The sequence below is a fragment of the Pseudoalteromonas sp. CO342X genome (assembly GCF_004208915.1).
In the GTDB taxonomy this organism is placed as follows: Bacteria; Pseudomonadota; Gammaproteobacteria; order Enterobacterales; family Alteromonadaceae; genus Pseudoalteromonas; species Pseudoalteromonas maricaloris.
The window spans coordinates 103,110-116,399 of the sequence record NZ_SGPH01000016.1; the positions used below are offsets into that span (position 1 = coordinate 103,110).

At 40.7% G+C, this 13,290-nt stretch carries 9 protein-coding genes; 8 read left to right on the forward strand and 1 reads right to left on the reverse strand.

The window, feature by feature from the left end:
- Positions 1-141: 141 nt before the first annotated feature.
- The 3 genes from ccoG to EXT47_RS07510 all read left to right on the forward strand — a co-directional run bounded on the left by ccoG (position 142) and on the right by EXT47_RS07510 (position 2,829).
- Complete coding sequence (ccoG, locus tag EXT47_RS07500) at positions 142-1,524, forward strand: cytochrome c oxidase accessory protein CcoG (RefSeq protein ID WP_039495689.1); 1,383 nt, start codon at positions 142-144, stop codon at positions 1,522-1,524.
- Between the two features lie 153 nt (positions 1,525-1,677).
- The gene (locus tag EXT47_RS07505) at positions 1,678-2,253 is read left to right on the forward strand and encodes a cytochrome b (RefSeq protein ID WP_039495690.1); all 576 of its coding nucleotides are present in this window, start codon (positions 1,678-1,680) and stop codon (positions 2,251-2,253) included.
- Positions 2,254-2,256: 3 nt separating this feature from the next.
- Positions 2,257-2,829: a YceI family protein gene (locus EXT47_RS07510; RefSeq protein ID WP_017218664.1), complete on the forward strand. Its 573-nt coding sequence runs from the start codon at positions 2,257-2,259 to the stop codon at positions 2,827-2,829.
- A gap of 94 nt (positions 2,830-2,923) precedes the next feature.
- On the opposite strand, the gene EXT47_RS07515 is transcribed toward EXT47_RS07510, so the two are convergent.
- Positions 2,924-3,754, reverse strand: coding sequence for a TIGR02285 family protein (locus EXT47_RS07515; RefSeq protein ID WP_017218665.1), 831 nt, complete (start codon positions 3,752-3,754; stop codon positions 2,924-2,926).
- A gap of 283 nt (positions 3,755-4,037) precedes the next feature.
- Between EXT47_RS07515 and EXT47_RS07520 the strand changes: the two genes are divergently transcribed.
- The 5 genes from EXT47_RS07520 to EXT47_RS07540 all read left to right on the forward strand — a co-directional run bounded on the left by EXT47_RS07520 (position 4,038) and on the right by EXT47_RS07540 (position 13,256).
- A complete protein-coding gene (locus EXT47_RS07520) occupies positions 4,038-4,625 on the forward strand; it encodes a dienelactone hydrolase family protein (protein WP_017218666.1) in 588 nt (195 codons plus the stop codon).
- Between the two features lie 69 nt (positions 4,626-4,694).
- The gene (locus EXT47_RS07525; protein WP_017218667.1) at positions 4,695-5,672 is read left to right on the forward strand and encodes a hypothetical protein; all 978 of its coding nucleotides are present in this window, start codon (positions 4,695-4,697) and stop codon (positions 5,670-5,672) included.
- 114 nt (positions 5,673-5,786) lie between these two features.
- Positions 5,787-8,030 (forward strand): NAD(P)-binding protein, encoded by a 2,244-nt coding sequence (locus EXT47_RS07530; protein WP_130126218.1) that lies wholly within the window; start codon positions 5,787-5,789, stop codon positions 8,028-8,030.
- Positions 8,031-8,230: 200 nt separating this feature from the next.
- Positions 8,231-10,471: a TonB-dependent receptor gene (locus tag EXT47_RS07535; protein ID WP_130126219.1), complete on the forward strand. Its 2,241-nt coding sequence runs from the start codon at positions 8,231-8,233 to the stop codon at positions 10,469-10,471.
- Between the two features lie 103 nt (positions 10,472-10,574).
- The gene (locus EXT47_RS07540) at positions 10,575-13,256 is read left to right on the forward strand and encodes an ATP-binding protein (RefSeq protein ID WP_130126220.1); all 2,682 of its coding nucleotides are present in this window, start codon (positions 10,575-10,577) and stop codon (positions 13,254-13,256) included.
- Positions 13,257-13,290: the final 34 nt, after the last annotated feature.

Here is a 13,290-nt window from a genome sequence, read left to right on the forward strand (position 1 = left end):
TATTTCGCGTCTATCCGTGATATTTCGCGATATTGAAAATGCCATAAAAACAAATGCAATAAAAATCAATGCGTTATAAACTTTCAGATTGGTCTGAAAGTTGCAATATCAAACTCGTGTATTACCAATGTAGCAAATAACATGAAGTTTGATATCAAAGAAGAAGACATGATCATTAAGCCCTATAAACAAGAAGGGCCTATTTACGTCAGAGAGCAAAAAGGTTTTTTCCAAAAAATAAGAAGAAACCTTGGCTGGTTTTTAATGTTAACTTTCGTTCTCATTCCTTGGATCCCGTACAACGAGCAGCAGGCCATCTTGCTTGATTTTGGTAAGCAGCAATTTAGGATATTTGGTGCCACCTTTCTCCCTCAAGACTTTATGATTCTAGCCTGGATTTTTATGGTGGGTGCCTTTGCTTTATTCTTTGTCACGACTTGGCTGGGTCGCGTGTGGTGTGGTTATACTTGCCCACAAACAATTTGGATGCTGATGTTCACTTGGGTTGAGCACCGAGTGGAGGGGACTCGCAACCAAAGAATAAAGTTGGACAAATCAAACTGGGATAGCAAAAAAGTCGCTAAGAAAACGGCCAAACACGCTATTTGGTTGATAATTTCGGTGTTTACTGCCACTTCATTTATGGCCTATTTTATACCTGCAAAAGAGCTGTATCTAGACATGTTTACGCTTGAGTGGACTGGCCTTACTTCCTTCTGGGTATTTTTGTTCGCACTTTGTACCTATGGAAACGCAGGCTTTCTACGAGAAAAAATGTGTACTGTGGCGTGTCCATATTCTCGTTTCCAATCGGTTATGTTTGACAAAGATACGTTAGTCGTCACCTATGATAGTGAACGAGGTGAAAATAGGGGTCGTCGTAAACGCAAAGAAGACCCAAAACAGCTGGGACTCGGCGACTGTGTAGACTGTAATTTATGTGTTGAAGTTTGCCCTGCTGGTATTGATATTCGTAATGGCTTGCAATACGAATGCATTAACTGTGGTTTATGTATCGATGCGTGTAACGAAACGATGAATAAATTCGGCTATCAGCCAGATTTGATTAAGTATCAAAGTGAGCATCAACAAGCGGGTAAAAAGTCGAATCCATTTAGGTTAAAAATAGTGGGTTATGGTGCTATCACTGTAATGATAGTAGTCACTATGGTGATTTGGGCATTTAATCGTACACCAATAGAAGCTTCTGTCATTCGCGACCGTAATGCGCTTTATCGTGTTAATTATGAGGGATTAGTCGAGAACCCATACACCTTAAGTGTCATAAACAAAACACAGCATGATTTAACTTACACCGTGAGCTTAAAGGGGCTACCAGATGCGAAATTAACAGCCCCAATGACAACGCATATTGCTGGCGGTGACATGGCATTAATCCCTGTAACGGTCACCGCTGATGGCTATGAGCTAAAAGGTAAACGGACTCCAATCCAATTCACGATAGAGTCGCAGCAAGATGCCAAGATTAGCATTACCAAGGACAGCTACTTCTATAAAAATTAGTTTACACTCCCCCCGACTCAAGGCGCTTGTATTATGAAGCGCCTTTTTTGTGTGCATATATGCACAATCTGACGCTAAATTTATGGCTTTCTCTCTGAACTTTTAGCGTATAAGCTTACTCTTATTGAGAATGAGTTTTATTAGCTGAATATTATGTTTAAAAATACATCACAAAACTATGGTTTGTTAGCCATCATCTTTCATTGGCTCAGTGCGCTTGTGGTATTTGGCATGTTTGGTCTTGGGTTGTACATGGTTGAACTCAGTTATTACGATCCTTTCTACCGTGACGGCTTACACATTCACAAAAGCATCGGGATACTGCTAGCAGCTTTGATAGTACTTAGGCTGGTTTGGAAGTTCACTAACTCTAAAGTGAAGCCCGAAAGCGAAGCCACTCCCATGGACAAATTGCAAAACATAATAGCGCATGTCGTTCACATCGTTTTGTATCTTGGCTTGTTTGGGCTGTTTGTCACAGGTTACTTAATCTCTACCTCGGATGGCAGAGCAATCGAGGTATTTAACTGGTTTTCTGTTCCGGGTATTGGAGAGCTGTTTGAAGAACAAAGTGATATTGCAGGCACTGTGCATTTTTACATTGCTTGGGGGCTCATTGGATTAGTAGCGCTACACATTGTGGGAGCGCTAAAACACCACTTTATTAATAGAGATCGTACCTTAGTTCGCATGCTCAAGGTACCAAACGCTACAAAAGTTGAGGATTAAAACATGAAAAAAACAATCATTGCATTAAGCATGGCGGCTATGACCTTATCGGCCGGAGTAAATGCTGCGGATTATGTAATTGATACTAAAGGTGCACATGCCTTTGTAAACTTTAAAATTAAACATTTAGGATACAGCTGGTTGCATGGTCGATTTAATAGCTTCGAAGGCGACTTCAGCTATGATGCAAAAAATCCAAATGCATCAAAAATCAATGTAGTGATCGATACTGCTTCTGTTGATTCGAACCATGCAGAGCGTGATAAGCATTTGCGCGGTAATGATTTCTTAAACGTTAAAGCAAATCCTAAGGCGACTTTTAAGAGTAACTCGATTACTTTTAGCGATGATACAAATGCGAAGGTAAAAGGAAGCTTTACACTCAATGGGGTAACAAAGAATATCGAGTTTGATATTCAAAAAGTGGGCGAAGGTAAAGATCCTTGGGGTGGATACCGAGTTGGCTTTGAAGGCGAAACCCAGTTAAAACTTGCTGATTATGACATTGATTATGATCTAGGTCCGGCATCAACGCACGTTACCATCGGTTTGCACTTGGAAGGTATTCGTAAGTAATCTCTACTAGCACCACGTGTTTCTACATACGTGGTGCTGCGCTTTATATTCTAGGTGGAGTCCACTTTTAAAACGCAATATCAGTTTCAGAAAGTTAGTTTTTAAAAATACTAGCTAGCTGTGGCTGAAATTGCTCTGGTAACCAACGAGACATAGCCAGTCTAAACTGCTCGTTTTTATGGGCTTGTTTTAACGCTTCGCTAATTGCAGCGATCTGTTCCTTACCAATCGCATTGTTATTACAGCCTGCATATCCAGCAGTTATTTGCGAGGCGATACTCAATCTGACTTGTGTCAATTCATCTTGCTTATCAACATGCAATTTGTGGTAGTGGTGTTCGCTTGGGTATCCGAGTATCACGTCGACTCTTTTTTTGAGCAGCATGATAGTCAAACTCTCTAATGTATCTCTTCCTGGTCTTACAAGCACTTGCTTGGTAGGCAAACTCGCCAATAACGCATCAATTTCATGACCAAACGACCGGTTTGCCGCCACACCTACGGTTAGCCCGTGCTCAGTTACGAGCTTTTCCAAATCAATTGCGCTGTTGGTAATGCCAAGCGACTGTGCGACATCTTTCCTTAGTGCGGCAGAGGTTGACAATCCAATGGTGGAATACTCATCACTAAAAGCGATATGTCTTTGCCGCTCGGGTGTTTTATAGAGGGAGATCATACAATATTGGTTGTTGAAATTAGAGAGCTCATGTATCGCCCTCGATGCGGGGAACACTTTATAATTGAAGGTGTAGTCGGGCATCTGTTGTTGGATGAGTTTTATCAATAACTCGTCCCGTCCTTGTCCCTCCAAATCATCAGAAAGGATATAATAAGGCGCGAAGTCTATCGCAATCCAAGTTATTTGTTTTGCAAATACGAAACTGGATTGGAAGGCAATGAAGAGGAGTAAGATGATTTTGATCAAATTGGGTCACTCTTGCTGAACTTACAATAAGCTTAGCATTGTTTGCGATATTGATGATTAAATTAATGTTTATTTAATTTGTATTTAATGTTTACAGAGGTTGGCGGTATGCTAGCTTTAAAAGAGGTTTTAGTTTTGGGTAAAAACGTGCTAGTTAAAGCTTTGTCAAGCGATTGAATATAGAGTTTGATTGCAGCGCGTTAATCCAATATAAGTAGATAAGGCCGTATGGCAAGGAAAGTCATACAAGTCAATAACTATAAATTATTAATAAGGAAAACCGATGGCTATATTAATCGTTACCGATATTTTCGGTTATACGGATCATATTGATCGTTTTGCTAAATCACTTGGAAGTGGCGTGCAGGTGCTTTCACCATTTATAGAAGAACCAAACAGTGTCTCTGAGTCGGATTGTTATGAGCTGTTTTTGGCGCAGTGTGGTCATCGTTTATATGCTGACAAAGTATCAGCAGCGATTTCTGAATACAAACCAAAACTTATTATTGGCTTTAGTGCAGGCGGAGCTGCAGCGTGGATTGCATTGTCTGAACAAGGTGCATCTCACTCTGTTGAGCAGCTTATCGCATTTTATCCCAGCCAAATACGTAATCATCTAAATATTAAGCCTAGTTGCGATGTGTCTATCTTCTTTGCTCAAGTTGAATCTCATTTTGACGTTGAGCCCGTTATAGAACAGTTAAAAGATAAAAAAGGGCTGGATTGTATCCGAACGCGATATTTACACGGTTTTATGAACAAGCTCTCGGGTAACTATGATGAGTACGCATACTCGCATTATCAGTATTTTTGCCAGCGAGAGGCACGCAACTATATCGAGGTTGTGCAACGAGAGGCGGAGTTTTCGTAACAACATACGCAAAAGCGGCTTGAGCGAACTACACTAAACACTAACTTATCATACTTTAAGGAGTGAAAGATGTATCCCGAGTTGCCTGATTATCAACATTTTTATAGTAATCCGATCGCCAAACCTCCATGTAGAATGCTAAATGCACAAATGTATGGCTTCTTTGTCAAAGGAAAGAAATCAACAATCCAAGCCTATGTTGATAAAACGCTGAATTCGGTTTCTAGTAGTGAATTTGTATTCAGGGCTTTAACGGATTGGTGCTTATTGACCTTTACGGATATTGAAAATATCGCATCAAAAGTGCCGCCATTTAGTAATTATGGATATATGCAAGAAACCGATGTCATTGTCTGGTTACCAATTCTGCAAGTCAATCTCGAAACGTTAAAAGCAGAGCATCTGTATTGGTATCCTGCGTTTATCTCTGTCAACAACATTAACGCGCTGATAAATGGTCGAGAAATATGGGGCTACAACAAATATTTATGTCGCTACGAAATGCCTGATAACTTTGGCGACCCACTGAGCTTTTCCCTCTCTCTGGAGACCTTTAAGGAATTTGATCCCAACGTCAAAATGGCATGGCATGAATTGTTATCCATTGAACCTGAGGATGACGGGGAGTCATGGCTAAAAGAAGTGTTGGAAGTGGGTGAAGAAATTGCTGAGCTTTTCAAAGATTCAGTGTCTGATTTAAACGTCGATAGCCAATTTCTTAAACAGTTCTTATCGGGTTTTACCCACCCACAAATGGATCAAATATTATTTAAGCAGTTCCCAGATGGCTATGCCGAGAAGTCTGTATATTCGGCAGTGGTACATTCCCCTTCTGAGGTGAAGAAAATCCACAAAATTGGTTTTATCAAAGATGACTTAAGCCTGAATCTACAACGAATAGATGCGTTTCCACTCGATAAAATGTTTGGCATTCCATTAGGCAAAAGCGAGGTCAAACTACCTTACTTTGTGAAAATGGACTTCGATCAGGCAGGTGTGGAAGAAATTGTTTCCAGTGCTCAGAGTATGGCTAATCTCCATCGTTAGTGTATTTGTGGCATAAAAAAACACGATTTTTACTAAAGCGATATTTGCATGTTTAGTTGTCTTCCTATGTGGCTTTAGGTGTTGCTCGTCAACACGTTTGAAAAAGGAAGGCTTATGAGTAAACAAAAAGTAGCAATACTTGGCGGCGGCGTTTCGGCGATGACAGCTGCGGTATACATGACTGAACAAGAAGATTGGCAAGAGCGCTATGATATTACCGTTTATCAGCAAGGTTGGCGTTTGGGAGGCAAAGGGGCGAGTGGTCGGAATGCTGAATACGGCAACCGTATTGAAGAGCATGGTCTTCACGTTTGGTTTGGTGCCTATGTCAATTCTTTTAGGGCTATTGAGACAGTTTATAATAAGCTTGAGCGCTCAAGTGATATCCCCATTCACACTTGGCAACAAGCACTAAAACCGCATAGTTTGGTCGTGTTGCAAGAATATATCGACCAGCAATGGCAAACTTGGTCAGTAGATTTCCCTGAGATCCCAGGTAATCCAGCAAATGGCACTCTCGATTTACATTTTTGGCAGATTTTAAAATTACTTGCGGCTTGGCTACACAAGTGGGTTGATGATTTGGAGTGTGAAGTTGAGAAAACCCACAAATCCACGCAACTCAAAACTAAAAAAGAAAGAGATAAAACGCTGCTTGCTCACTTGGGACAGGAAGTTAAAAGCTTTTTTGATAGTGTCGAAGATAAAGCCAAGACCTTATTTGATGACGCAGAAAACCATGTTCAAGAGGTTGTATCCACACCAAAGCTGTTAATAACGCAACTCAGTAATTTTTTGACGGTGCGTGAAGCTGATCATCGTTTAGAGAATAAGAAAGATCACTTAGTTGTTTGGTATATGGTTCGAAAAATTAGGCGTTGGTTGCAGTCTGAAGTAAACGACTTAATTGATGACAACCCTGTCATTAGACGTCTGTATATATGTATAGATTTAGGTGTTGCGATGACCATAGGCATGCTCCGTGACAAAGTCTATTCACGAGGGTTTGGTTATCTTGATCGATACGATTTTAAACAGTGGCTCAAGCGCAATGGCGCAAATGAATCGCTGTCTGTGGAGTCTGCGCCTGTCCGCGGCTTTTATGACCTCGTTTTTGGCTATGAGGACGGTGATTTTAAAAAGCCGAATGTCGAAGCGGGAGTTGCGGCTTTGGCTATGCTTCGGATTATGCTGTGTTATCGCGGTGGTGTGATGTGGAAAATGCAAGCCGGGATGGGAGATATTATTTTCTCTCCTATCTATGAGCTGCTCAAACATCGAGGCGTTAAGTTTGCGTTTTTTCATCAGGTTGAATCGTTACACTGTGCACAGGATGATGATGGCCATTATGTTGATAGTATTCAATTAATTCAACAGGTTAAACTAAAAGAGACGCAAAATTACGAGCCTCTAGAATTAGTCAAAGACTTGCCATGTTGGCCAAGCTCTCCATTGTGGCAACAAATTGACCCGCAGCAAGTAGCACTACTTAAAGAACATGAGATTAACCTAGAGTCTTACTGGTCTAATTGGGAGACGGTTTACCAACAAGCATTTGGACAGAGGTTGCCGAGAAAAACACTAAATAAAGGTACTGATTTCGATTTAGTGATTTTTGGGATCTCAGTGGCAGGTCTTGAGCCACTTTGTCAGCAATTATTGGCTAAAGATAACAACTTAAAGTTGCAAGCCGAAAAGGTCAAAACTGTTGCGACTCAAGCTTTACAGTTGTGGCTCACTAAAACTGACAATGAACTGGGTTTTCACGACCCTTCTGGCAGTAATGAGCCACCAATATTAAGCGCATTTTCTCAACCCTTTGATACTTGGGCTGCGATGTCTAATTTACTTGAGGTTGAAGATTGGCCAAATACTCAGCCTAAGAACATTGCCTACTTTTGTAGTGCTTTTACCTGCGCAGATTATCCACCTCCGAGCGATCATGAGTTTCCTGAACGCATGAAAGCTCAGGTAAAAGAAAACGCATTGCAAAAGCTTAGATTACAGATGCAGCCACTGTGGCCAGAGGCTTATCATGGTGACGACTTCGATTGGAACGTATTGTTTGATGTTGATAATAAGGAAGGCGAAGTTAGGTTCAATACTCAGTATTGGAGGGTGAATGTCGACCCCAGTGAGCGTTATGTGTTAAGTGTTGTTGATAGCAGTCAATTTCGACTGCCTACGGATGGCAGCATCTTCGAAAACCTCTACATTACCGGAGATTGGATTAAAACCGGTGTCAATGCAGGTTGTGTTGAAGCTGCTGTGATGGCTGGCATGCAAACGAGTAGAGCTATCACCGGATATCCTCAAAGCATTAGTGGAGAATCAGGATTTGAGCCGTTTAACGTTTGAGTAGTCATACTGACGGAGTAGCCCAACTACATTTCAAGCCTTGCAATTTGCAGGGCTTAAATCCCATCTGGGTATAATTTGTATGCGTTATGAACGATAACTTGAACCTTAAAAAGGTAATCGGGTTCATTTGTTTGGGGGTCTTTTTAATTCAGCTATACTGATAGTGCAATTGCATGATATAGCTCGGGATTCAAACTATGCCACATCCAAATGTGCTGTTAAATACGATAACACTAACATTACTCTCAGTAGTTTCGATGGAAACGTCAGCACAAGTCGAAGAAGAAATCGAAGTCATTGAGGTATACGCCCAAAAAAGAAAGCAATCTATCAATGATGTTGCTATCGCTGTTAAACCCATATCCGGACAAGTCATCACTGACGCGGCACTGAAAGATACGACCGAACTGGGTAGTTTAGTTGCGAATGTAAAAATCAGTCAAAATGCAGCTGAGGGCACGCCTCCAGCGGTCAGCATTCGAGGTGTCGGACTTGTCGATTACAATACGGCCAACACTTCTCCGGTTGGGGTGTATTTAGATGGTATATCTGTTGGGTCTGCGAATAATCAAATCATTAACTTGTTTGATGTTGAGCAAGTAGAAGTATTGAAAGGTCCACAAGGTACACTTTTTGGTAGAAATACCACTGGGGGGGCAATTTTAGTGCGCACGGCGCGCCCAACAGATGGTAATTTTGCTTCTGTCAGTGTGGGGGTCGGTTCGGATTCTTTAACAAGAGCACGTACGATGCTCAACTATAGCCTAGATCAAAATAGCGCGGTGCGACTTGCCGCAAGCCACAATAACTATGAGTACACAACTTATAACCTCCAGCCTGACGCTCCTGAGGCGTATATGGAACAAAATGATGTTCGACTAAGTTATTTTGGCGAGTTTGATAAGTTCAGTGTTTTTGTGAAATTAGATTATGGTCATTGGAATGGACTGGTTCAGCCGGTCGGGAATATCGGATTATTCTCAAACCCTTTGGATGGTTCATTATGTTCTCCAGCGCAAGCGGGCACTAGCAACTGCGTTGATGCGCTTGGTTTTAATATTGGCAGCGACGATTTTTGGGCTGTGCGGGTCAATAATTATCAAAAACATCACAGTATAAGCAAAGGTGTTACAACAGAGATCGCGTATGCACTGGATGACCGGTCTCAACTTATTTATCTTGGGGCTTTCAATCGCTTAGATAGGATACATGGATTTAATTGTGATGGAAGTCCATTTTCATTATGTGAAGGTGAGTTAGGGCTTAAAAATGAAAAGCTGGTGAATGAGCTTAGGTTTGAGCAAAGTATGGAAACCGGATTTCTGACGGTAGGCTTATTTCAACTAGAAGAGCGTATTTACCAAGATAATTTCAATGACCTATTACGTGATTTTAGGGGAACCCCTAATGGTGCAAGTGCGGCAACCTTTTTCTATGACAATGATATCAAAGTAAAATCAATGGCTTTGTTTGGCCAATATGAATATGAAATCAGTGAACATACAGATGTACTTGTAGGAGTAAGGTACAGTGATGAAAAGGTAAATTATGACTCTTTCTCATACCTCAATGTACCGTTTGGAGATAACCTCGCTGGCATTTTAGTCCCTGCCTACGACATTGAGGGAAAAGAGTCCGATAGTAATTTGTCTGGAAAGTTGTCAGTTATCCATAAAGTTAAACCAGATAAAAGTGTTTATTATAGTTTATCTAATGGTGCAAAAAGCGGCGGCTATAACGGTGGCTTCCTTATTTCGAAGGATGCCGCGATACAGGCAAGTTATGGCCCCGAAGAACTAATCGCCCATGAAATAGGAGCAAAGCTGTTATTTAATGAGCTTAAACTTCGTACAAATTTGGCCGCTTTTTACTATGATTATAAAGACCAACAGGTATTTATGAATCAGGCTTCAGAAGTACCTGGAGCACCGCCTTATCAGTTACTTGAAAACATAGGTAAGTCAAAAATCTATGGTGCTGAAATAGAAAACACTTGGTATCTATCGGAGCAAACTCAGATAGGCTTGGATATAGGGTATATACCTGAAGCTAACTTTGAGGAATTTATTGATCCAGTTGGCGTTGTATTGACCGACAATCGCTTACCGTTTACATCCGAATGGAATATCTCTGGACAAATAAATTATGCATTTAATTGGGATGAAGTTAGTATAAAAAGTAGAATAGCATTTGATTATCAAAGCGAATATTACTTTGACCAAAACGAATCTCCCTATGCTAAGCAGCCCAGTTATATGCTTTGGAATGCCAATCTACAGGTGGAGTATAGAGACTGGCAGTTAGGTATTTGGGGTAAAAATCTTCTAGATAAAGAGTATAGCCATCTTAAATTTGACCTAAGTAGCTTTTTGGGAATGTTGGAAGACTTTAAAGGTGAGGGGAGAAGGATAGGCATGGATGTAACATATCGCTTTTGATTTTTTTGAGCACTATATAGAGATAAGTCACCTGACTTGGGGGTAGAAAACTTGCAGATCAAATACCGAACCACAGGTAACTTTACTAAGGTAACTGGCTAGAATGCGTTTACTACTGATCATTTTCAGCATAATTCTGTTTTCTAGTTTCGCCTATGCAGATCAGGCTGTGTTGAAATTGACGCAGCCTTGGCAATATCAAAATTTACATCATGTTGGAAAGGCTTATGAGGCAAGTTCTAGTACAAGGTTTCCTCAAAGCTGGGATGAGTTGAGTGCATGGGAATCTATTCATGAGCCACTAAAGAAGAGAGCACTGTTTTCTGGTCGTTATTTCTTGGTGACTAAAGTCAGAAATGAAACGCCATTGAATGAATTTGTGCTCTATCCATACAATACGGTATTGAGCAAAATTGAGTCGAGGATATATACACCAGAAACGGTCTTGCGAGTTTTTTCTGGGGGCAAGGTCGAAAATGAATTTGCATTTCATTATGGTAATCAAGTCACGTTAGAACCGAACCAAGATTATTATATCGTTACGCTCTTCGAGAGTGATTTCTTTTACACTCCTGTAAAATTGACCATTGAGCCTCTGAGAGATTTTCAGCAGGAAGTGGTCTATGAAAACCTTATCATGACGCTTTGTTTTGGTGTCGGCATTGTTCTTGGGCTATATAACTTATTAATCTACATCGGCTCGAAAGATATCACTCATTTTTATTACGCATTATTCACTTGTGTGTGGGTATTTGCATGGAGCCATTTCTTTCATATTCCCGACGAGCTATTTGGATTTTACTCTGCAAACTTGCATTGGTTAGGTTTTGCGCTTGCGCCATTAACCAACGCGTTATTTTATATCCATCTTTTAAAACTCAAGGATGTTCATCCAAACTATGTGTCGATTTCTATCTGGCTTGGAGTGATAGCTGCTCTTGGACTACCGTTTTGTATTCTTTTCCCAGGTTTTGGCTTTATTTGGGCAACATTGGTAACGGGATTAGCACTCTGTTTCGGACTATTTGTCGGCATTAAGCGCTGGGTTGAGGGCTTTAAACCAGCTCGTTATTTTGTGATGGCATATATCGCAATGGCGATCCCCAATATGGTGGGCAATTTAACTAACTTAAGTTTGCTGCCTGAATCGTCGAGTAACTTATATCTTTATGGTTTACTAGGTACTGCGCTTGATGCATTACTGTTGGCTTTTGCGGTTGCGGACAAATTTAGAATAACCAGTGAAGAAAATATAGAGCTCAATAAAAACCTTGAAGCAAAGGTGTTAAAACGTACTTATGAGTTAGAGCAGGTGGCCTCAGAGCTTAGAGATGCTAGTGAGGCAAAAAGTCGATTTTTGGCGAACATGAGCCATGAAATAAGAACACCAATGACGTCAATTATTGGTTATGCCGATGGCATTATGCTCGGAGATATCAAGCCGCATGAGCGTAATCACGCAATCTCTGTTATTTTACAAAACTCGCGTCATGTACTTGGACTAATTAATGACATTTTGGATATGTCTAAAATTGAGGCTAATAAACTAGAAGTTGAGTTGGTGGAGTCAAACCTTTTTCAAGCAATTGCGCATGTCGATTCGTTATTGGGTAAGCAAATTAGAGATAAAGGGCTTGAGTTTGCATTGAATTATCACTTTCCACTGCCTGATTTTGTGGTTATTGATCCCACTCGATTGCGGCAGATATTACTAAATCTCACATCTAACGCAATGAAGTTTACGACGGTTGGTAAAATCTCGATTGATGTGGCGTGTCAAAACGAGCGCCTTATGATCACGGTACGAGATACCGGGATAGGAATGACAGCGGATGAGCAAAAAGAATTATTTAGTGCGTTTTATCAAGCCGATTCTTCCACATCAAGGAAATATGGTGGGACAGGGCTTGGACTAAATATTTCCAAAAGCTTAGCGAGAAAGTTAGATGGTGATATTTCGGTAGAAAGTGAGGTAGGTTCAGGTACTGCCTTTACTCTTACTGTTGGCCTATATACCACCGAGAAAACAAAGTGGGTGCAAAGTCTCGCTCAAATTGGCGATGTTCGTGAACAAGGCACAATACCAGATGAAATAAATCAAGAGCTTAAAGGTGAAGTGTTATTAGCTGAAGATAACACAGACAATAGTAAGCTTATTAAGCGTATTTTAGAGCGTATGGGCTTATCTGTGACGGCGGTTGAAAATGGTCAGCTAGCGGTACAGGCGGTACTAGATAGTGATTTCGATTTGATATTAATGGATATTCAAATGCCGGTAATGGATGGTGAGCAGGCGTTTAGCTTTATTCAGGCTACGGGGTGTAGCACGCCTGTGATTGCATTAACTGCCAACACCATGCAGCATGAAATTGAGCGTTATTTAAAACTTGGATTTAGTGATCATCTCGCAAAACCTATCGATAGAGTCGTGTTCAGTCAAAAAATAGCCTATTATTTGGATATCCAAGTCGATGAGGAAGTTGATCTGCCCGAAGCTGAATTTTATCAGTTAAAGCAACAGTATATTTCTGGGCTGCATGAGCAAATCATTCAGATCAAGAATCAAGCTAAGTATCAGGATTACGATGCGTTAGCAAAAACAGTTCACGCGATTAAAGGCACTGCTGCGATGTTTGATTGTATTGATATTCATAAAATCGCAAACGAGTTGGATGTTAAGCTGAAGAATAAACAACTCGAGTGTGTAGAAGTACAGCTAACTGAATTACTTGGCGCAATGACAGCCGCTATTGAGTCAGAAAAGCAGCAAACCAAACAAGCTTAGTTTTCTACGCCTTATAAATATTTACAGCGGATAG